This is a genomic window from Streptococcus mitis (assembly GCF_023110375.1).
GTDB classification, from domain to species: Bacteria; Bacillota; Bacilli; order Lactobacillales; family Streptococcaceae; genus Streptococcus; species Streptococcus mitis_CI.
Genome location: NZ_JALDVV010000004.1, coordinates 112,138 through 131,264, shown reverse-complemented (window position 1 = coordinate 131,264; position 19,127 = coordinate 112,138). Strand labels below are relative to the sequence as shown.

The window sequence follows — 19,127 nt, the reverse complement described above, 5'->3', positions numbered from 1 at the left end:
CAATTTAGAAAACCATCTATTTTTATACATAACTATTATATGGAAGCTATCTAATATATCCTTACAGAATTATTTTTTAATAAGCAACGTCACTTGAGCGCCACCTCTATCTGGATTTGATAAAAACAATTCTCCTAAATGTCTAGTTGCAACTTGTTTAGCAAATGCTAACCCTAAACCATAGTGCTTATTATTCCTACCTTTATTCTCAGTATAAAATAACTTATCTGCATTTAATAAGGACTGTTCAGTAAAAGGCAGACCATTATTCCACACTACAAAATTAATATACTCTGTTTCCTCAATGATAGTAAGCGTAACTTTTTTTTCTCCAGAACTATATCTTGCTGCATTTGCTAAAATGTTAATTAATGCCCGATTTAAATTAAAGCGATTTCCCTTAAAAAATATTAATTTTGTAGTATTAATAATTTTGAAATCAACCTTTGCATTATTCATTACAGATTTCGCTTCTACTGACAGCTCACTTAAAAATTCGGATAAATGTATCTGTTCTCCATAATCTTTATCTTCAATTAGTAATCTTGAATAATCAATCATTGAACTAAAGTATCTTTCAAAAACTACTATACTGTTATTCATTGACTGAGTGTATTCCTTCTGTTGAACAGTCAAGTTAGTTAATTCAAGCAACTCTAAATTTCCCTTTAGTACTGTTAAAGGAGTTTTTACATCATGAGCTAATGCACCAACTTGAAAAGATAAATCTTCCTTCTCCCTTCTCTCTGATTTGAGTAAATTAGTTAACTCGTCGTCCTTTTGATATAATACAGAAAGAATTTCATCGAACTCTTGTATTTGAGCAGGAATGTTTTTATCTTTAAATGTTAACTGTCCCATGTTTAAAGTCTTTTTTTGTATGAGGAGAAAATTATTTGAAAATTCTTTTATTAATCTTGTAAGTGACCAAATGAGTAAAATTGTTTCGATAACGAAGAAAAATAAATAAGAAAATAGATTAAATGAAAAGTGACGCAAATTCGGATTAACAAACTCAGGTATCATGGGTTGCCTGACAGTAAGTACAATCTCTGAATTAGCGTAATACCCATAATACACTGCATCATTACTTATGGATTCATTTTTAGCAAAAACTTCTCGATAGGCTGGCAAATCCTTTTTTTGATAGTTACCCTCTTCAATTGTACCCGTCTTGCGATTAAATACAACATAGTCAAATATAGAGTTATTCATTGCTTGGACTACATCACTTAAATTGCTGCTATCACTCACTGAAATTTCCATTTTAGAGCCGTATACATTTAATTGTCCAGTAAAAACAAGTAAATAAGTAAATATAAAAAATAAAAGTATACTCAGTAACGTACCTGTTACTAGTTCTAAAACAGTCCTTATTATGCGCCCTCTAATTGTACTCTTCTTACTCATGCCACTTGTATCCCATACCTCTAACTGTTTTTATAGGATTAATTCCATACGATGAGAATTTTAATCTTATTTGATAGATATACTCAGATATTGAACGAAAGAGGGTTTCAGCATCATCATCATAAACATTTTCATATATATCTTGTACAGTAAAAATTTTTCTTGGATTGCTAGATAATAGCTCTATGATATCATATTCTCTACTTGTAAAGGCAAGACTATCTCCATTAATACAAACAATTTTTTCTTGTAAATAAATCGTTATTGGAGATAATTCTCGAACAATTTGATTACTTAATTCACCTTGTTTGTATCGTTCTTCTCGTTTGAGATTTGCAGCAACTTTAGCAATTAATTGATTGATGCTGAAAGGTTTTGTAATATAGTCATCTCCTCCTAAATTCAATCCTGATACTATATCATCTTCGGTGTCTTTTGCACTAACAAAAATAATAGGGGAGCTTACTTTATTTCTAATCTGCTTACAAATTTGCATACCATCTATATTAGGCATCATTACATCTAATAAAATCAAATCAAATCCTTTGAAATTATTAATATTGATTGGTGCAGTCACTTCTTGATACGTCGTTACCTGATAGTTTTTCATCTCTAAAATAGTTCGCATCAATTTCAAAATTTCAAAATCGTCATCTACAACTAATATCTTATACATTCTATCACCTCAAAAAATTTTAGAGAACTACCTGCAATGCTCCGTATTTCTGACAAAGAATAGTCTCAATACATCAGTTTGTAATGTAAATTAAATTTTTAGAAACTAGTATAAATCTATTTTACACTATCTTGAACAAAATTCGTATTATTTAATAATATAATTTGAGTGCCATCAATATCATTTCTTATCCAGCAGAAATAACCATAACTTTCCCATCTATATGTGAATAATCCTCCCCCTTAAGTTCTCCAACGTAATGTTTCAATGCTTCTTGATTATTTTAATCTAGACCCTCATCACCTACTGAAGCAACAATTATTGAACCTTGACATTTGAGATTGTATCAGAGAAAATTCAGATTTTATTCAGAGAAAAAATCATCTTTACACTACTAGTGAAATTCAAATTTAAGAAAGAATCAATTTCTAAAATTTTTCATGTCCTAAAAAAACGGAATACGTTTTGAACTTGTTCAGATTATTTTCTATCCCTTCTTCCACTTATGCCCAGCCCAGCCTGCCAAGACAAGTAAAGCAAGGTTAAAAATGATAAAGAAATGTGACCTTTTCAACTTTTCTTTTCAAGATAGGTTGAGTATTCCTATCCTCCTCATTCTCAAAAAGAATTTTAGGTAATTTATAATACCGTTCTGAAGTTTGGTATTGATTTGCGGTAATTCGTTTCATAGCGCCCCTCCAAGTTCTTTGAGTATTAAATCTCCACTTTATTCCAATCGAACCAAGCCACTTTTTTCTAATTCAGCCATACGAGAGATGGCTTCAACAATATCAATTCTCATTTCACGTACTAAAAATGAAATGACAATATAGCGTGATGATTGTAATTCTTTTGTCATTTTCCCTCCTGAAAATAAAAAAAGGAGAACAATATTCAACTGTTCTCCACGATAAATTTGTTAAAAAGAAAAACCCTGCCAAATTAATTTTTGGTAGGGTTTTTGGTAGGAAACTAAATTAATTTATCAGTTTCTAAAATGTGTTCACGATTCTAAAAGGCTGATACTATAGTATCCCGAATTCTAATTGGTATATGCCTCTTATTTAAGAGTAACTGAAGCTCCAGCTTCTTCCAATTTAGCTTTGATTTCTTCAGCTTCTGCAGTTGCAACGCCTTCTTTAACAAGTGCTGGTGCACCATCAACAAGTTCTTTAGCTTCTTTAAGACCAAGACCTGTGATTTCACGTACAACTTTGATAACGCCAACTTTTTTGTCGCCTGCAGATGTCAATTCAACGTCGAATGAATCTTTAGCAGCACCAGCGTCAGCAGCACCAGCTGCAGCAACAGCTACAGGAGCAGCTGCAGTTACACCAAATTCTTCTTCGATAGCTTTTACAAGGTCGTTCAATTCAAGGATTGAAGCTTCTTTAATTTCAGCAATAATGTTTTCAATGTTCAATGCCATTGTTATATCCTCCAAATATGTTTTAAATTTATAATAGATTTTCGTAGCTAGGCTACGCTGCGTAGCTTAAGATTAAGCTGCGTCTTCTTTGTTGTCTGCAACCGCTTTGACTGCAAGAGCAACGTTGCGCACTGGCGCTTGAAGTACAGAAAGGAGCATAGAAAGAAGTCCTTCGCGGTTTGGAAGAGTTGCAAGAGCAAGAATCTCTTCTTTAGATGCGACAGCGCCTTCGATTGCACCACCTTTGATTTCAAGTGCTTCAGCGTTTTTAGAAAAGTCGTTCAAGATTTTCGCTGGTGCGATAACATCTTCGTTAGAAAATGCTACTGCAGATGGTCCAACAAATACAGATGCAAGATCTTCAAGACCAGCTTTTTCAGCTGCACGACGCAAGATTGAGTTTTTAATCACTTTATACTCAACTTCGCTTCCACGAAGCTCACGACGAAGAACTGTATCTTGCTCAACTGTCAAACCACGAGCGTCTACAACGACGATAGATGCAGCAGCTTTCATTTTCTCAGCTACTACGTCAACTAGTTCCGCTTTTTTAGCAATAATTGCTTCACTCATTAGTGTGTTCACCTCCGTTATTATTTTGCTTGGGGAAATTTTTCAAAAGAAAAACGCGCCCAAACCTAGACACGAAAGTACAATACGCTTCTTTTTACATGATACGTTTTGTCCTCGGTAGGATACTTATGAGTCGAGCTCCCCTACTGTCTTAGGCAGTTTTTTCAAACCGTATATAAGTATAGCATAGTCAAAAAAAGAATGCAAGATTTTTGCAAACATTTTTTAAAATTTTTTCGTGATTTTTCTTTTAAAGTTCTACCGTCAAAACTTTACCTTGCTTGACAACCTGTTCTCCTGCAATATAGACATCATCAACATCACTGGATTTGACAGCATAAATAAGGTGAGAGAGCATATTTTCTTGGGGTTGGAGATGAATTTTCCCTTGTGGTTGAATAACGAGAAAATCTGCCTGTTTACCTACTTCCAGACTTCCTATCTGTTCTTCCATTCCTAGGACCCTAGCTCCTTCGATTGTCAGCGCCTTGAGAGCTGTTTCGATAGGAAATTGTCTGGCATCTCCACTTTTCATCTTCTGAAGAAGGGCTGCAGTCCGTCCTTCCTCAAACATATCTAGATTGTTATTGGAGGCAACCGAATCCGTCGCAATTCCGACTGCTACTCCTGCTTTTTGCAGTTGAATGATAGGAGCAATCCCTGATGCCAGTTTGAGGTTACTAATAGGATTGTGGGCAATAGACACTTGAGAAGTTGCCAAGCGTTCAATTTCTCTCTCGTTTAATTCGACCCCGTGAGCAAAGACAGACGGATGATCTAAGTAACCCAGTTCTTCTAGAAAGGCGAGGGGTCGTTTGCCATATCGTTTCAGGATAATCCCTGATTCCTCCTTGGTCTCCGCAACATGGATATGGAGAGGAATATTCAACTCTTTTGCCATATCTAAGCTTTCTGCCAGCAAGTCTCTACTACAGCTGTAGGGAGAATGTGGGGCTACCATCACCTTGAAATTTGGATTTTTATATCCAATAATTTCCTCAATGATTGCTCGAGTTCTGCTTATAGTTTCAGCAGTTGTCTCTGCCTCTGAAGAAAAAAGAGTCGGTGAGAAATAACAACGCATCTTGGAAGTTTTCACTGCCTGATAAATCCGTTCAATATCCATACCATTGGGATTATACATATCATTAAAGGTTGTTGTTCCTGACTGGAGCATCTCTATCATAGCTTCTTTAACCGCTCTTGTAGTCATGTCGGGAGTAAATCCTGCTTCTGCAGGCCAAATATAGTCATTGAGCCATTCATGGAGATTGCTGTCATCCCGAATTCCTCGCAATCCTGTCATAGCAGAATGGGTGTGACAATTGACCAAACCAGGCATAATCCAGGCGCCCTGATAGTCTATAATCTGCTCAGCTTGCTCTAAAATCTCTGACTTCTCTTGACCAACATAGACGATTTGAGAATCCTTAACTGCTAAGATTCCATCCAAATAAACATGGAAATCTTGGTCACAAGTCACGATATTTACATGCTGAAAGACTTTCATTCTAGGCTCCTTTTCTATAAGACAATTTACAGTGAATAATTTTTCTAGCTATTGTAACAAAAAAGTCACCCGAAGGCAACTTTTTTCGTTCATAAGATTTTAAAGCAGAAAGGATTATTCAAAGCTAAAAGCTGCAGCTTGCTGCATTTGATAATACTTACCCTTTCTAGCCATGAGATCCTGATGATTGCCATGCTCCACGATGTCACCATCCACTAAGACTAGAATCATATCCGCATCCTGAATGGTTGACAAGCGGTGGGCAATGATAAAGCTTGTACGCCCCTTCATGAGTTTAGCAAAGGCATCCTGAACCAGCACTTCTGTCCGCGTATCGATGGAAGAGGTTGCTTCGTCTAAGATAAGAATCTTAGGGATAGCTAGAAAGACTCGGGCTATGGTCAAAAGCTGGGCTTGACCGACAGAGAGAGATTCTCCTGCATTTTCCAACTTGGTATCGTATCCCTGTGGCAACTGTTGGATGAAAAAATCTGCATTGGCTGCTTTTGCAGCAGCAATCACCTGCTCCCGACTGGCTTTAGGATTTCCAAAGGAAATATTGTCATGAATGGTCCCTTGCTTGAGCCAGGTTTCTTGGAGCACCATTCCAAACTGCTGGCGTAAAGAGGCACGACTATAGTCATAAATGGATTTCCCATCCAGCAAGATATCTCCAGAGTTAATGGGATAAAACCGCATGAGAAGATTGATAAGGGTTGATTTTCCAGCACCTGTCGGACCAACAATAGCCACCTTGCTACCGGCTGGGATATCGATAGATAAATCCTTAATCAAAATCTTTTCAGGATGGTAGCCAAAATAGACATGTTTAAAGGAAATAGCTCCCTTAACTTGGTCACTAGTCAACTCTTCCTTACCTGTTTCAGCCACCTCAGGACTATCTAAGACTCCATAAACACGTTCTGCACAAGCCAAGGCACTTTGCAATTCGGCTAGAACTGAAGAAATATCATTAAAAGGCTTGGTGTATTGCTGAACATAGTTCAAAAAGGTTACTAAACGACCGATGGTCAAGGTTGAACCCATCATGATACGATAAGCTCCTACTCCAGCTAAAAGCGCATAAATGAGTGCATTGACAAAGCGAGTCGAAGGATTGACAGTTGAAGAATAAAAGATGGCTGACTGAGAATAGCCTGAGTAGTTGTCATTCGCCTCATACAGTCTTTGGATAAACTCTGTCTGAGCATTAAAGGACTGGATAATGGTCTGCTGGCTCAACGATTCTTCAATTAATTGTGTCTGAATCCCCCTCGTCTCTGTTTGCTTCTGGAAGAGATGATAGGATCTCTTGGCAATAAAGCGTGAAATTACCATAGACAGTGGCGTCAACAGCAAGACCAAAAGAGTCATGAGGAGATGAATTTGAATCATGGCTAGAATGCTGACTAAAATCATCAAGACACCAATAAAAAATTGGTTAAATATCATGGTCAAACCAGCTGCTAACTGCTCGATGTCTGTGGTCACACGACTGACCATCTCTCCACTTCCTTGACGATCCACAAAAGCAATCGGTAACCGATGAAGCTTATGTATGATTCGCTCTCGCAAGTCTCTGGTATAAGAGAAGATTAGGCGATTATAGAGAAGAGGATTGACCCACTGTACAAGGGTATTTCCTATGACCACCAAGATCATTTGGAGAAAAATCTGCCAAAAAACTGGTGAAGAGCCCGTCACTAGGACTTGGTCGATGACCTGTCCGATTAAGATTGGTAGGTAAATCGATAAACCAACCTGGGCAATAGTTCCTAGAAAGGCTAGAAAAAGAAGGAAGGGATGACTTGCTAAATCTTTGGCCAAACGTGTGAATGTTTGATTTGCAGTTTGTCGTCTCATGCTAGTCCTCCTTTCCATGTTGGGATGCATTGATTTCTCGATAGACTTGACTGGATTTCATCAAGTCCTCGTGCTTGCCGATAGCTAGGAGCTCCCCTTTTTCCAAGAGGAGAATCTTGTCTGCCATCTGAAGCGTCGAAGTCCGTTGAGAAATCAAGATTAAACTTGTATTTGGCAGGTTTTCTCGGATAGCTTTCAAGAGCTTAGACTCAGTAATAGTGTCCAGTGCTGAGGTCGCATCATCTAGGATGAGAAACGGAGTCTGGCGCAAAACTGCTCGTGCGATGGACAGCCTTTGTTTTTGACCGCCCGAGAAATTTCGCCCTCCTGCCTCAACTATGGCATCCAAGAGTCCTTCCTTTTCACTGACAAAATCCTTTGCTTGCGCAATTTCCAAGGCCTGCCAGAGTTCTTGGTCTCTTACTTCTTGATGTAAACCTAGAGTCAAGTTGGAACGAATGGTTCCTTTAAAGAGTTCGACTTTTTGGGGCACATAGGCAATCCAAGACCGCCACTCCTCTAAATTACTAGGACTAGATCCATCTCGATAAAGGTCAATGCTCCCCTTGTCTGCTGGATAAAGTCCAAGTAAGACTTGCACCAAGCTTGATTTACCAGAACCCGTCCCTCCGATGATACCAAGGATTTGCCCTTGCTGCATATCAAAGGAAATGTCTCTCAGAGAAGGCTGGGCCGCATCAGGATAGGTAAAGGTCAATTCTTGGACTTGTAAAATCTGATTGCTGGTAACTTGCTTTTTCTCTAATTCTAAATAAATATCTTCTGGAGCCTCAGCAAAAACTTCCTCGATTCGCTTGGCAGAGATATAGGACTGATTGAGAGAATTTATCAGCATAGCTAGCTTAACCAATTCCACCAAAATCTGTAGGAGATAGTTGATAAGGGCAATGAGAGCACCTTGACTGAGCAATCCTCCTTGAATTGAAATATATCCCTGCCAGATAATAACGAGGAGAGTTCCATTAACAATCAGATAGGTCAGAGGTGTTAATAAGCTAGACCAGAAACCTGTTTTTTCTTGCAATCTGGCATAAACTTGGTTAAGGGTCTGAAAAATCTGTAACTCTCGTTTTTCTTGTCCAAAAGCACGAATAACCCGCATACCTTGTAATTGCTGGCGCGTTTCTTGAACCAGTTGGTCCGTTTTCTTTCTGAGAACACTGTAGAGAGGATTAATCAGTCTAGAGAGCCCTACAATAACAATGGTCAAAATGACAACCATGACCAAGAACCAGAAAGTCAGCTCAGCTGAGATGCGATAAGCCATAAAAATGGCACCAAAAACGATAATAGGCGCTCGCAAAAAGAGACGCAGGAATTGATTGATCCCAGTCTGAATCTGGTAAGTGTCCGAAGTCAAGCGAGTGACCAAGCTAGAAGTTGTCAAACGGTCTCTGCTGTCCTTAGGCAAGGAAAGAATATGTCGATAGAGGTCGTTTGTCAATTCCTTGGCAAAACCCACCGCAGCCTTGGCTGAGTAGAATTGGGCTATTAAGGCCACTACAACACCAATTACTGCAAAGATAAGGAGCAGGCCAATCTGCATCCATAGATGACCTTGATTTCTTTGGGGCAAGGATTGGTCAACAATCCCAGCAATCACCATGGGAACCAAGAGCTCAAAAATAGCTTCTAACAGCTTGAATAAGGGAGCTAAAATCGATTCCTTGATATAGGGTTTGAAGTAAGATAATAGGTGTTTCATAAATCCCTTCTATTCGTATTCTGGAAATGAAGAAAGTGGGAAGCACCCACCCTCTCTGTTTTATTTGTTTAAGTAAGGCAGTAGATAGCCATATCCTGCTTCTTCCATCTCATCCTTGGCCACAAAGCGCAAGGAAGCGGAATTGATACAGTAACGGAGGCCACCAAACTCACGCGGTCCATCTGTGAAAACATGACCCAAGTGAGCATTCCCCGACCGAGAACGAACCTCAATTCGCTCCATTCCATGACTGAGATCCTTGTAATAATGAATCAATTCCTTGGAAATCGGACGGCTAAAACTTGGCCAACCACAACCTGAGGCAAACTTATCCTTGGCAAAAAAGAGTGGCTCACCTGTCGTAATATCTACATAAATTCCCTCTTCAAAGGTTTGATCATAGGCATTGGTAAATGGAGCCTCTGTGGCAGCTTCTTGGGTAACACGATAGGATTCTTCAGATAAACTGCCCTTTAACACCTCTTGACTAGGTTTTTCATAGCTTGCTGCATCAATCAATGGCTTATCAGCATCGGTCACATCGATATGACAGTAACCTGAAGGATTTTTCTTAAGATAGTCTTGGTGGTAGTCTTCAGCCAGAATGTAATGACGTAGTTTCTCCACTTCCACTGCAATCTTTCGACCCAGCATGCGCTCCTGCTCCTGCACCACAGTGTAGACAGTTGGCAAGTCTACTTCGTCCTGGTAATAAATCCCAGTTCGATATTGGCGACCACGGTCATTCCCTTGTTGATTGACTGATAATGGATCAATAACACGGAAATAATAAAGCAAAATTTCTCTGAGTGATACTGCTTTCTCATCGTAAATCACTTGAACCGTTTCTGCATGGTCTGTTTCCTTGAGCAGCTGGTAATTGGTCGTTTCGACTTGACCATTAGCGTAGCCAACACTGGTTGCTAGCACTCCAGAAATGCGTGAAAAATACTCCTCTAAACCCCAAAAACAACCACCTGCTAAATATATTTCTGCCATCTTCGTTTCTCCTTTACCAAGTTTTTAACTAATACTCTTCGAAAATTAAATTCAAACCACGTCAGCTTCCATCTGCAGCCTCAAAACAGTGTTTTGAGCAGCCTGCGGCTAGCTTCCTAGTTTGCTCTTTGATTTTCATTGAGTATAAACTTCTTTTCAAAAAAAGGATAGGAAGCCCTCTGATCAAGAGTTTCCCCATCCTATCTTCTATTCTTTATTTTGCTTCGACACGGACACCTTGGGTATCAACTTTCAAGTCATGAAGTTTTCCTTTGAAGGGTTGCTTTTCCAATTCTGCCTTAATCGCTGGCATCTTGTCGTGAGAAGCCAAAACCATAACTGTCGGCCCAGCACCAGAAAGGTAGGTTGCATAGGCACCATTTTCTTTGGCCACTTGCTTAATCGTTGCAAATTCTCTCACCAAGTCCTGACGATAGCGCTCGTGGAAGAGGTCGCCCTCGATTGCTTGCCCAGCGGTCACCATGTCTCCTGCCAACAAGGCTGCAACCGCCACATTGGCGATAGAACTAGCCGCAACAGCTTCCTTGTAAGACAATTTCTTAGGCAAGACGCCACGGCTGTCTCGAGTACGCAATTCATAGTTTGGAATGTAGGCTAGGAAATTACACTCTGGGAAGTCTGCTACGATAGCAGAAACTTGCCCTTCAACGGAACTTGCAATAACGAGATTACCATAAATAGCTGGAGCCACATTGTCAGGATGTCCTTCAATCTTGGTCGCTAACTGCAACTTTTCATGGTCAGACAAGTTGAGCTTGCCTAGTTGGTTGGCTAGTTCAATCCCAGCTACAATAACCGAGCTGGAAGAACCCAAACCACGCGCTAAGGGAACATCACTTGTCATTTTCAAACGTCTTGGTTGCAAGTCTGGCATAATTTGCAAAGCGATTTTGAGCAAGAGATTACGCTCGTCATGAGGAATCCATTTACCAATCTGGTGTTCAATCAGCCACTCATCTCGTTCTTCACAGACCTCTATTTGAAGATACTTGGTTACAGCTACACCGACCGAGTCAAAACCTGGCCCGATATTGGCACTGGTTGCAGGTACAATAATCTTCATCTTATTCTCCTAGCACCTTGAAGGTATTCAAGAGGTCGAATTCTGAAACCTTCTTCAATTCATCTGAGACATTTTCAAGCTGGGCTTTATTAATCTTGTGTGTGATGATCACAACACGCGCCTTGTCACCATCTTTTCCATCTTGTAGGATTTGCTTGAAGGAAATATCTTGAGCATTGAAGATTTCAGCCAATTTCAAGACCTGACCTTTTGAGTCTGGAGCCAAGATTGAGAAGTAGTAATTTGCTTTAACATCCTCAGGATTTGCCAAGACCAAGTCACGGCTGTATTCGTTGAAATCTTTGCCAATGGTACCATCATTCAAGCGACGAACAATACGGACAATATCCGCCACCACACTTGTTGCTGTTGGTTTTTGACCAGCACCTGGTCCATAGTACATAGACTCACCAATACCGATAGATTCTACAAAGACAGCGTTCATTACGCCATTCACACTAGCAAGTGGGTGTGCTTTAGGTAGGAAGGTTGGAGTTACTTCTGCAGCAATTCCTGAAGGAGTTTCCTCAATAGAACCAACCAATTTCACTACATAGCCAAGATCTTGTGCTACAGCTACGTCTTCTGGTGTAATGTTGCGGATTCCCTTGTGGGCTACATCGTCAAAAGCGACCTTCATGCCAAAAGCAAATTGGCTCAAAATCACCATCTTGTAGGCTGCATCAATCCCATCCACGTCATTTGTCGGGTCGCTTTCTGCAAATCCTAGACGTTGCGCTTCCGCAAGAGCATCATCATAAGACCAGCCTTCTTCCACCATCTTGGTCATCATGAAGTTGGACGTTCCGTTGACTACTCCAAGCACGCGCGTAATTTTGTCAGAAGCCAAGGAATTTGCCAAAGTACGAAGAATTGGAATCCCACCAGCTACTGCTGCTTCATAGTAAAGTGCTACCTTGTTAGCTTTAGCGATTTCTAACAGTTCTGCACCATGGACAGCCAAAAGGTCCTTGTTAGCAGTAACAACGTGTTTGCCAGCCTCCAAGGCACGAGTGATAAAGGTCTTAGCAGGTTCGATACGACCCATCAACTCCACTACGATCGTAATGTCTTGGTCTGATAAAATGTCATCCACATTGGTTACAAAGTTAAAGTTATTCCCTGCTACAAGCAAGCGATTTTTCTCATCTTCATCCTTGACCAACACCTTAGCAACTTCAATCTCTGAATGTGCTGATTGATTGATTTTTTCTCCATTTTCCTTTAGGAGGAAAGGCACACCACTTGCAACGGTACCAAATCCTAGTAAAGCAATTTTAACTGTCATGTTTGTCTCCTCGAAATTTTCTAATATAGCCATTATAACAGAATTTTGTGAAAATTCCTATTATAGTAAATCACTATTTCAATCTAGAAAAGAAAAAACGAATCAGACGATTCGCTCTTCTCAAAATCTAGAAATAGCTTTCCAAAAAGGATTATCCAATCTTTTGCAGATTTAGCACTGCATCGTGATTCATCAAGACTTGACCATACTCTTGCAAGACTGAACGACTGATGTCACTATCGTCTGCAAACTCGCGCATACGGGCCAAAAGCCACGCTGGATATGGACTTGGATGATTTTCAATATCCACTAAAATGGTCAAATAATAGCGCTCATTCATCTTGTAAAGTTCAGAAGTTTCCATCTCAAAAGTCACTGTCTTGGCAAAAGCCACCAAATCAGCCAACTTAGCAAAAGAAAGGATGTAGTAGATGTAAGGCTCTTTCTTGCTTTCAACTTCTTGTTCAGCCTGCTCCTGCTCTTCTTCCTTGGCTTCGACTTGCTCTAGAGATTGAATGGCTTCGATATCATCCTTGGTTTTGTCTGCGATGCTTTTTTCCAAGGTTTTGATAAATTCATCTGGCGACATTTGAGCCAATTCTTCCATATCTGGTAAATCCGATAAGTCTTCAAAATCTAGATTTTGGTCAATCTTAGATTTGGTTACAAAGACATCTACCTTATCAGGTTTTGGAGTCACACGGAAGCTCAACATGCCTGTATCCAAAAAGCTCTCAGGCATCTCTAACTCATCCAAGATAGCATAAAAGAACTCTTCTGTTTTTTCTTGAGGAACGAGAAAGTCAGCAATCTCCATGCCACGATCCATTAAATCCTCTAAAGACATCGTGATTTTCAAAGTTGTATCACTAATTTGTTTCATTTTCATTGCTAGTAACCTCATACTTTCAGTTCTATCTATTATACTAGATTTTTACGATTTTATCAAAAGAAGGCTCCTCTATCAAGCTAGATTTTCCCCAGGGTCTTTCTGTAGCAGACTCTAAAAGAAAATTTCTGATGACAAATAGAAAAAGCCTTCAAAATCGACTCTTAGCCAACTTTGAAGACCTGATACATCAGAATGCTTATAATTTAAAGGTTGCTACACCGAGGATAGAACGATTTAAGTTTCTAAGAATTTGAAGACTTTGTTCAAATTTCTTATAACGAGTCACTCCATACTCTTCAACAAGAAGGACTGTATCTCTTTCCAAAAGAGATGGTACATCTTGTAAATCCACAAAATGCATTCCTTTTAAGGCCTCTTGATTTTGTTTCAATTTATCTAGGATAGCTTTGTTTGAGCTAACGATTGTTAATTCTTGTCCAGCATTTTTGTATGATAGGATATCTGCTAGGTTGGCAATTGTTGTAATCTCTGTTACAAAATCAATTTGATACTGAGAAAAATCACCTGCTCTATTGATGGTTGGATTAAAGAGATAAACCAATACATTTCCCATCACAACCAAAATCACACAAACTACTCCAATAACAGCTAAACGGAGAATCAAGTTCTTCACATTCAATCCAAGCGCTGTCTCACCGTTTGCATTCAATTCTTTAGAGTTGATGGTTTCCAATTTTTCAATTTTTACATTTGCATAAGTGTGTTTAAATTTCTCAATCAATCCATCAATTTTTCGCTCCAACAAGTCATTAGCATCTTTACTTGGTGTCAAAATTTTCACACCAACCCCTGCATCGTCAATCATATAGTAGACAGTTAATTTTTTCCACCAATAATCATTCGTAGAATTTTTCAAGGTTGTTTCTGTCGTATCTAATTCACTAGCAATTTTTTTCAACTCACTAGACTCTACATCATTGAAAAGATAAGCTCCATTCAAATTCCCATCAATCAATTTCCCGTAGAAATCACTATAGCCACCAATTTGATGATTCAAAATCGTTTTGGCTGAATCTTCTGGAGGAGTGATTTTATAGCTGATATAAGTTGAATAACTTGTTGTGTCTTTGACAGTATTTTTATTCTTAACTGCTTTAATTGTAAATGGTACAGCAATGAGAGCAAATAAAGCGATGAGAGCTAGAATATTTGCTTTTCGTTTTTTGTAAAGATTTGCAAACAAATCAGCTACTGAATAATGTTCAAACATGATTTTTTTCTCCTTTGTTTAGTAGATACTGGTTCTCTTTTGTAAGCATTTTTGCTACAAATATAATCACAAGAACAATTCCCCAGAATTGCATTGTAAATAGATTGAAGAAACTTTCTGAAAAGCTACTTCTTGGCATAAAGAATAGATTATTCAAGATGAGTAGGGACAAGGCAAATAGGATTGTTCTAGAGCGATAGGCTACTTGCAACATGGCTATAAATAGCATACCGAGTAAGAGACTAAGTAGAAAGACTCCTATCATACCATAGTCTGTATACAACTCCATGATATAACTACTTCCGATACCATGTCCTTTCAAGTATTCCTTGTTCAAAACAAGATAGGATAGATTGTGGGCATAACTATTACTATCAATAGCTAGCTCCACACTATTGGTTGTATGTTCAAAGGCTTTTCCTCCGAAAATAGCCCCCAAACTTCCTCTTGCAAAATAATCAATGACAGGACCAAAAGTAAAATTGCGTAAATCTCGGTAAGGAAGGCTACTGTTAAATAGAAAACCTCGAGCCAGAACACCAAAACTAGTCCCTTGTTTATAGATAAAGTCAAGTAAGATATCCCAGAAACCTGTATGGGAAACCTGGACATTATCCCGTACATAATTGAGCACTCCCATCGCTAACATAAGAATAGGAGAACCGACAAAAATCGCTAACTTTTCTTTAAACCCAATCCATTTTCCCTTTTCAGTTTGCTCCCGCATAAAGTAATAAACAAAAGCAAATAAAATACTTAAAATAAAGGGATTTCGTGTCCCGATTGCCAAATGAATGGTATTGGCTACAATGAAGGATACCAACACTGCTGTCGCCTGCAATTTCTTTGGCTTGGTTGCCAGATACATACACATTGCATAGACCGTAAAGGTAGACAAAATGTAGGTAAAATAAGGAAGTTTACTTTCAAAATTTGCATAGTAGGCATAGTAGGAAGTCTGCAGACGATACAGGAGCCGTTCAAATAAGCGAATAAAATAGAAAGGATAGGTTAGAAGAAAAACTCCTAGTGATACAAAGCGTAACCGCTTGATATAAATCTCTTTTATAGAATTTCCTATCTTTGGTACTTTTATGTTCTTCCTAGCTATGAAGTAACGAGCCAGTACGCCTCCTGTGGTCAAGCCCAGAATCGAAACCATGACGACTATAAAGGCAAAGCGATAGGCTATCGGATGATAGGTATCCAGAGCGCCATCCCTAAAATAATCAATGGTCGGTCTTGATACCAGAAATACAAAAATAGTTAAATAGAAAATAAAATGGATTAAGTAATACTTGATATCATTCCAGCAGGCAATTAAGCTACTAACCAGTAAGAACAATAAAGTAGAAAGCAAGCTAACATTATTATTATTAAACAGATACACAATTCCACTTACTAGCGTCAAGGCATAGCTGACTATGGTCAAACTAAATAATAATCGTTTTCCATCAATCACTTGCTCACCCCCGTTCTAATGTAATTTTTTAGATTTTTCAATATTTTTTAGTAATAAGAATCGGTATAAGGAAATATTTATGAATAGAGCCAAAGCACTAATTCTTCTCCCCTTACGGAAAATTGGATTCCTAGCAATAGCAAAGGCATGGCCTTTTAAAAATCGATGAATCTGAGAATAGGCTTCAAATTTTTTATACTGATCATCTAGTAACATCTTATCCATAATGAAGAAGTGAGCATAGGCCAATCTGAAAAAAGCAACCTCTTTCAAGTCAGAATAGTTTTTCACAACTTCATTGTAAAACTTTTGGTAGATATCAATATAGGCTAAATCCTTCTCTGCATACGGTTTGGTCGTAATGCTATCCCCTCTATGGAAATAGTAATAATAGGGTTTGGTATTAACCACGTACTGCTTAGCCAACTTGATTAAATCAAAATGATAATAGGCATCTTCGTAAATCAATCCTTTAGGAAAGGATAGGGCAATTGCAATTTCTTTCTTAATTAGCTTATTGCAGATCGTTCCAGGTATTTTTTCACCTATGAGGTATTCCTTTAGAAATGTTTGAGAATCACAGACAAAATAGTCATCCTGATTGGCTGACTGTGGACTTTCATCATTTGCATAGACATTCATGACACCACAGCTCGAAACATCCGCATCTTCTTGAATTAATTGCTCATATAAACTCTGAATCATTTCTGGATGGATATAATCATCTGAGTCAATAAAAATCAGATAATCCCCATGAGCCTGCTTCATTCCATCGTTTCGCGCTTGTGACAAGCCTTCATTCTTTTTATGAAGCACTGACACCCTATCATCTTGTTCAGCGATTGAATCACACAAGCGACCACTTTCATCTGTTGCTCCATCATCAACAAGAATGATTTCCAGATTTTGATAGGTCTGCTCCTGAATGGAAGCTATCGATTTTTCTAGGTATTGTGCCACATTATATACTGGCACAATCACACTAATTAATGCAGTTTCCATGCTACTCCTCTAATAGTTTTTCTACTTGTTCGATTTGTTTGACAATTGTAAATTGTTGAATGAATTGACTAGCCTCATTGACATCGAAGTTTGAGGCAGAAGTCATATAGTTCGTAATTGCCTGAGCCGCCTCTTGATTGCTCTCAATGATTTGTCCAAATCGTCCTTCTTGGGATAATTCCTCAGCCCCTCCGACGTCAGTTGAGACAAAAGGAAGTCCCAGACTCAAGGCTTCCACATACACTCCAGGAAACCCTTCTTGTTTAGACATAGACAAGAGAACTTTCGTCTGAGATAAATACTGATAAGGATTTTTTTGATAACCAAGGAAATGTACATAGTCTTCAAGCTCATATTCTTTAACTCGTTTTTTCAGTTCCTCTTCCATATCCCCAGCCCCTATGAAGTAGAGATGATAGTTTTTTCCCTCTTGGTGTAATAATCGTATCACTTCTACCACACGGTCAGAACCCTTATTTTCCTCAATCCGTCCGATAGTACAGATACTTTGAGGCGCAATCTCGATATCGATCTTCTCTTGAGATTTTTCTAGAATGCTCTGAAAATCATATCCATTGTAAACTGTCCGTAATTTCGAAGCATAGTCTGGATAGACTTCCTTGATAGAATTGCTGGTTTTATTCGAAATTCCTACAATGGTATTCGCAGCATCCAACTGGCGTCTATGTGATTCTCTTTTGGAGCTATCCTTAATAAATTCTTCGATACTTCCATGAATCCAGGAGATTTTCTTGACTTCTTTTCTTTTAGAGAACAAAAGTGGAGGATTCATAATAGTAAAAGAAACTTCAACATCATAGTCATCTCTTACAAGCAAGCGACGAGTCAATCTTGGAAAATAAATTCTCATTCTCCACAAAAGAGCTCGAATCCATCTGGCTTGGCGATAATCCTGAAGGGATTTTAAAATGCATACATGCTTGGGAACAGATTCGTATCCCTTATCAAAATGTTCCATTTCAAGAATATCAATATCATACTTTTCTGGATCTAGATTTGAAACAATGGTAGATAGAATCTTCTCTGCTCCACCCCCGAGAGAAAAAGACCACATAAAAAATAATATTTTTTTCTTAGCCACCATATTCTCCCTTGTATTCTGTATAAGACTTATCCATATCAGCGATGACAGCATCATGATGTGGTACTTGCTTGTCTGCTGGTGGAGGTGTCATATAATCCCCAAAAGCAGTGCTGAGATAAGCATCATAGCCGACTGGAATAGGCATCTCTGTCTCTTCAAATGGCAAGAAGAGATTATCTTCAAAAGATTCGATTAGGTACTTATTTCTCATGTAACCAGGACCCGAGCATAATTCCGTGATTCCATCGCTCTCAGCTAGACTGTACTTGGTCATTTCTTTTTCAGCTTTTTTCCAAATGCGATAACGAAGAGATTTCGGCGTCAAACCGAGTAAAATGCGACTTCCCCACTTCATAAGTGCGCCATGTTTTTCTGGAATAGTTTGCGCACAAAAAAGAGAATAAATCAAGGCCCAGTGAACCTGCTTTTTCCGCTCAGCTGGATTTTTAGGATAATAATCCAAAGGTAAAACATCCAAGGCCAGACCATGTGGCAAATCCAAATCCTGCTGATAAGGTTTGATACAGGTAGTTTCCTTGTCACGAATGGTAATAAAAAGATTGCGGTCGACAAAATCCTTATTACTCTTTGACAAGAAATAACGCTCATCTGCATAACGAGGCCATAATTCTGCTAATTTTTCATAGTCCTTACGGGGCATAAAAAAGTCTAGGTCGTCGTCCCAAGGAATAAACCCCTTGTTTCGAAGGGCGCCAATAGCACCTCCTCCACAGAGATAACAAAGCAAATCATGTTCCTTGCAAAAAGCCACAAAATATTCAGCCATCTCCAGACTTCGAGCCTGAATTGCTTTTAAATCAGTCATATTGTTCATTATTCTTTCTATCGTATCGTTCCATTATACCATAAATAAGGG

General features: G+C 38.7%; 17 protein-coding genes, 1 pseudogene and 1 other annotated feature. All 18 genes and pseudogenes read right to left on the bottom strand.

From position 1 onward, the window contains the following. Positions 1–69: 69 nt before the first annotated feature. The 18 genes and pseudogenes from M1G12_RS04770 to M1G12_RS04690 all read right to left on the bottom strand — a co-directional run bounded on the left by M1G12_RS04770 (position 70) and on the right by M1G12_RS04690 (position 19,085). The gene (locus M1G12_RS04770) at positions 70–1,410 is read right to left on the bottom strand and encodes a sensor histidine kinase (RefSeq protein ID WP_049502161.1); all 1,341 of its coding nucleotides are present in this window, start codon (positions 1,408–1,410) and stop codon (positions 70–72) included. Next, on the bottom strand, positions 1,403–2,086 hold the full coding sequence (locus tag M1G12_RS04765) for a response regulator transcription factor (RefSeq protein ID WP_153198769.1): 684 nt from the start codon (positions 2,084–2,086) through the stop codon (positions 1,403–1,405). The genes M1G12_RS04770 and M1G12_RS04765 overlap by 8 nt, the downstream gene beginning before the upstream one ends. Positions 2,087–2,697: 611 nt before the next feature. Then, a pseudogene (locus M1G12_RS04760) lies at positions 2,698–2,775 on the bottom strand (replication initiator protein A); the annotation flags it as partial. 38 nt (positions 2,776–2,813) lie between these two features. Further along, a complete protein-coding gene (locus M1G12_RS09905; RefSeq protein ID WP_080976406.1) occupies positions 2,814–2,945 on the bottom strand; it encodes a hypothetical protein in 132 nt (43 codons plus the stop codon). Positions 2,946–3,146: 201 nt separating this feature from the next. Continuing rightward, positions 3,147–3,515, bottom strand: coding sequence for a 50S ribosomal protein L7/L12 (gene rplL / locus M1G12_RS04755; protein ID WP_001196965.1), 369 nt, complete (start codon positions 3,513–3,515; stop codon positions 3,147–3,149). A 72-nt stretch (positions 3,516–3,587) separates the two neighbouring features. Beyond that, positions 3,588–4,088 (bottom strand): 50S ribosomal protein L10, encoded by a 501-nt coding sequence (rplJ, locus tag M1G12_RS04750; protein ID WP_001287277.1) that lies wholly within the window; start codon positions 4,086–4,088, stop codon positions 3,588–3,590. Positions 4,089–4,126: 38 nt separating this feature from the next. Next, positions 4,127–4,262 (bottom strand) — a sequence feature (ribosomal protein L10 leader region). A gap of 76 nt (positions 4,263–4,338) precedes the next feature. Beyond that, positions 4,339–5,598, bottom strand: a complete 1,260-nt coding sequence (locus M1G12_RS04745; RefSeq protein ID WP_049515665.1) for a TRZ/ATZ family protein — start codon at positions 5,596–5,598, stop codon at positions 4,339–4,341. Between the two features lie 114 nt (positions 5,599–5,712). After that, positions 5,713–7,461 carry an ABC transporter ATP-binding protein gene (locus M1G12_RS04740; protein ID WP_247949487.1) on the bottom strand — a complete coding sequence of 583 codons (1,749 nt, stop codon included), beginning with the start codon at positions 7,459–7,461 and terminating at the stop codon, positions 5,713–5,715. A 1-nt stretch (position 7,462) separates the two neighbouring features. Next, entirely contained in the window at positions 7,463–9,187 is a 1,725-nt protein-coding gene (locus tag M1G12_RS04735; protein WP_247949486.1) for an ABC transporter ATP-binding protein, read from the bottom strand. A 60-nt stretch (positions 9,188–9,247) separates the two neighbouring features. Further along, entirely contained in the window at positions 9,248–10,186 is a 939-nt protein-coding gene (gene msrB / locus M1G12_RS04730) for a peptide-methionine (R)-S-oxide reductase MsrB (RefSeq protein WP_141230770.1), read from the bottom strand. A 214-nt stretch (positions 10,187–10,400) separates the two neighbouring features. Next, positions 10,401–11,270, bottom strand: coding sequence for a homoserine kinase (thrB, locus tag M1G12_RS04725; protein ID WP_247949485.1), 870 nt, complete (start codon positions 11,268–11,270; stop codon positions 10,401–10,403). 1 nt (position 11,271) lies between these two features. Further along, positions 11,272–12,558, bottom strand: a complete 1,287-nt coding sequence (locus M1G12_RS04720) for a homoserine dehydrogenase (protein WP_247949484.1) — start codon at positions 12,556–12,558, stop codon at positions 11,272–11,274. Between the two features lie 151 nt (positions 12,559–12,709). After that, complete coding sequence (gene mecA, locus M1G12_RS04715; protein WP_141230766.1) at positions 12,710–13,447, bottom strand: adaptor protein MecA; 738 nt, start codon at positions 13,445–13,447, stop codon at positions 12,710–12,712. 199 nt (positions 13,448–13,646) lie between these two features. Beyond that, complete coding sequence (gene tarQ, locus M1G12_RS04710; RefSeq protein WP_070527113.1) at positions 13,647–14,681, bottom strand: teichoic acid biosynthesis protein TarQ; 1,035 nt, start codon at positions 14,679–14,681, stop codon at positions 13,647–13,649. Further along, positions 14,674–16,143, bottom strand: coding sequence for an O-antigen polysaccharide polymerase Wzy family protein (locus M1G12_RS04705; protein WP_049502170.1), 1,470 nt, complete (start codon positions 16,141–16,143; stop codon positions 14,674–14,676). The genes tarQ and M1G12_RS04705 overlap by 8 nt, the downstream gene beginning before the upstream one ends. Positions 16,144–16,158: 15 nt before the next feature. Beyond that, a complete protein-coding gene (locus M1G12_RS04700) occupies positions 16,159–17,145 on the bottom strand; it encodes a glycosyltransferase family 2 protein (protein ID WP_247949483.1) in 987 nt (328 codons plus the stop codon). A 1-nt stretch (position 17,146) separates the two neighbouring features. Then, positions 17,147–18,250 carry a glycosyltransferase gene (locus tag M1G12_RS04695; RefSeq protein WP_247949482.1) on the bottom strand — a complete coding sequence of 368 codons (1,104 nt, stop codon included), beginning with the start codon at positions 18,248–18,250 and terminating at the stop codon, positions 17,147–17,149. Continuing rightward, positions 18,240–19,085 carry a LicD family protein gene (locus M1G12_RS04690; RefSeq protein WP_141230763.1) on the bottom strand — a complete coding sequence of 282 codons (846 nt, stop codon included), beginning with the start codon at positions 19,083–19,085 and terminating at the stop codon, positions 18,240–18,242. The genes M1G12_RS04695 and M1G12_RS04690 overlap by 11 nt, the downstream gene beginning before the upstream one ends. Between the last annotated feature and the right edge of the window lie 42 nt (positions 19,086–19,127).

What these genes read in the sequence shown, in the direction of transcription:
- M1G12_RS04740 (WP_247949487.1), bottom strand. Translation starts at nt 7,461, where the DNA reads ATGAGACGACAAACTGCAAATCAAACATTCACACGTTTGGCCAAAGAT.
- thrB (WP_247949485.1), bottom strand. Translation starts at nt 11,270, where the DNA reads ATGAAGATTATTGTACCTGCAACCAGTGCCAATATCGGGCCAGGTTTT.
- M1G12_RS04720 (WP_247949484.1), bottom strand. Translation starts at nt 12,558, where the DNA reads ATGACAGTTAAAATTGCTTTACTAGGATTTGGTACCGTTGCAAGTGGT.
- tarQ (WP_070527113.1), bottom strand. Translation starts at nt 14,681, where the DNA reads ATGTTTGAACATTATTCAGTAGCTGATTTGTTTGCAAATCTTTACAAA.
- M1G12_RS04695 (WP_247949482.1), bottom strand. Translation starts at nt 18,250, where the DNA reads ATGGTGGCTAAGAAAAAAATATTATTTTTTATGTGGTCTTTTTCTCTC.
- M1G12_RS04770 (WP_049502161.1), bottom strand. Translation starts at nt 1,410, where the DNA reads ATGAGTAAGAAGAGTACAATTAGAGGGCGCATAATAAGGACTGTTTTA.
- M1G12_RS04735 (WP_247949486.1), bottom strand. Translation starts at nt 9,187, where the DNA reads ATGAAACACCTATTATCTTACTTCAAACCCTATATCAAGGAATCGATT.
- mecA (WP_141230766.1), bottom strand. Translation starts at nt 13,447, where the DNA reads ATGAAAATGAAACAAATTAGTGATACAACTTTGAAAATCACGATGTCT.
- rplJ (WP_001287277.1), bottom strand. Translation starts at nt 4,088, where the DNA reads ATGAGTGAAGCAATTATTGCTAAAAAAGCGGAACTAGTTGACGTAGTA.
- M1G12_RS04700 (WP_247949483.1), bottom strand. Translation starts at nt 17,145, where the DNA reads ATGGAAACTGCATTAATTAGTGTGATTGTGCCAGTATATAATGTGGCA.
- msrB (WP_141230770.1), bottom strand. Translation starts at nt 10,186, where the DNA reads ATGGCAGAAATATATTTAGCAGGTGGTTGTTTTTGGGGTTTAGAGGAG.
- M1G12_RS04765 (WP_153198769.1), bottom strand. Translation starts at nt 2,086, where the DNA reads ATGTATAAGATATTAGTTGTAGATGACGATTTTGAAATTTTGAAATTG.
- rplL (WP_001196965.1), bottom strand. Translation starts at nt 3,515, where the DNA reads ATGGCATTGAACATTGAAAACATTATTGCTGAAATTAAAGAAGCTTCA.
- M1G12_RS04745 (WP_049515665.1), bottom strand. Translation starts at nt 5,598, where the DNA reads ATGAAAGTCTTTCAGCATGTAAATATCGTGACTTGTGACCAAGATTTC.
- M1G12_RS04690 (WP_141230763.1), bottom strand. Translation starts at nt 19,085, where the DNA reads ATGAACAATATGACTGATTTAAAAGCAATTCAGGCTCGAAGTCTGGAG.
- M1G12_RS09905 (WP_080976406.1), bottom strand. Translation starts at nt 2,945, where the DNA reads ATGACAAAAGAATTACAATCATCACGCTATATTGTCATTTCATTTTTA.